This window comes from Hydrogenivirga sp. 128-5-R1-1 (assembly GCF_000171895.1).
Genome location: NZ_ABHJ01000390.1, coordinates 1 through 1,356, shown reverse-complemented (window position 1 = coordinate 1,356; position 1,356 = coordinate 1). Strand labels below are relative to the sequence as shown.

General features: G+C 28.5%; 2 protein-coding genes and 1 pseudogene. 1 reads left to right on the top strand and 2 read right to left on the bottom strand.

Translation table 11 applies throughout. The annotated features are described in order from the left end of the window. Together HG1285_RS01335 and HG1285_RS01340 are read right to left on the bottom strand one after the other, a co-directional pair. The coding region (locus HG1285_RS01335; protein WP_032497165.1) for an N-6 DNA methylase at positions 1-456 on the bottom strand (456 nt) is incomplete at its 3' end. Positions 457-539: 83 nt separating this feature from the next. Next, positions 540-1,082 carry a hypothetical protein gene (locus tag HG1285_RS01340; protein ID WP_008289420.1) on the bottom strand — a complete coding sequence of 181 codons (543 nt, stop codon included), beginning with the start codon at positions 1,080-1,082 and terminating at the stop codon, positions 540-542. A 44-nt stretch (positions 1,083-1,126) separates the two neighbouring features. Here HG1285_RS01340 and HG1285_RS01345 point away from each other — a divergent pair. After that, positions 1,127-1,356: pseudogene (locus HG1285_RS01345) on the top strand (elongation factor P--(R)-beta-lysine ligase); the annotation flags it as partial.

Genomic DNA, 1,356 nt, shown 5'->3' with positions numbered 1-1,356 from the left:
GTATATCCTCTTTGTTTCACTATCTACCTTTATACTGTAGTGTTCAGATAAACTAGGAATACCATATGGAGGATTACCTATTATTACATCAAAACGACTATCTGTCTCCCACAATAAATAATCGTGAAGAATAATTTGTATATCATTATTTGAATTATTTTGTTCAACATAATCAATTATTTCTTTATTTATTTCCACACCTATTCTTTTAGAAGCATGAATAAAGATATGTTTTTTATTTTTCCTAATTCCATGCAAAAATTGACATATTCCACATGCAGGCTCAAGGATTTTTAAATCACTTAAATTTAACTTATTTTCATCTATTAGGTTAGTCATAAAATCTACTATCCATTCAGGAGTAAAAAATATTCCCCAAATTTTTTTTATATGTTTAATTTTATTATTTACTCTCACTACATGAGTTTCAACATTAGTATTTTTTACCATTTTCATATATCCTAATTATTTCTACCCTGAAACAATAATTTTTATCATAGATTCTTTCACAATTTTTTATAGTTCTTACCGTTAATATCCTAAACATCAAAATCATCAAAACTATCTAAATCAAAACCTGTAGAAAAATCATCGTCAGTTGCAATGTCATCAAAACTATCATCAAAATCTGAATCTGCAACCTGTGTTTCCATATTATCTAAGCTCTGGTCTATACCATCTAACTTTTCATCAATCTGTGAAACTTCATGAGAAAGTTCATCTAACTTACTCTCAAGTTCTTTAAATTCTTCTTCAGAAACACCAGCACTTTCCGCAAATTCATGGGCTGAAACATTATTATTAAAAAGAAGATTAAACAAACTCATTCCTGCAAATGTTCCAAGTAGTGAGCTTAAAAATCCAGTGCCAAAACCTCCAAAACCACTTGATGACATATTAGACTGCTGTTGTGAAACTTGCTGGGAAGACTGAGGTAATACTTTACTATTTTCTTTTGCCTTTTCTGAAAGAAGTTTCATTTCAAGCTTTGAAACTCTTTTATCAAGCTCATCAACTTTCTTTACAACCTTATCTAAAACTACTGCCATTTTCTTTAATGTATTTTCCATATTCTCTGCCATTTTAAACCCCTTTTTTGTTTTATTTATTTTATTATAATATTGACATGAATTTATTAATTGCAAAAAGTAGAGTTTTAAAAAGTATAAGAGATTATTTTGACAAAACTGGAGCCTTTGAAGTCATTACCGATATTTTACAAGCATTTCCAAACCTTGACTCAAATATTTATCCTGTAGAAGTTGAAGTAGTTAATGAAAAAGGAGAAAAGTTAAAAAAATATCTTCATACCTCTCCTGAAATAGCAATGAAAAAACTCCTTGCCAAGTATAAAAA

Bases quoted from the DNA above. Each gene is read 5' to 3' on its own strand.
- HG1285_RS01340 (WP_008289420.1), bottom strand. From the start codon at position 1,082: ATGGCAGAGAATATGGAAAATACATTAAAGAAAATGGCAGTAGTTTTA.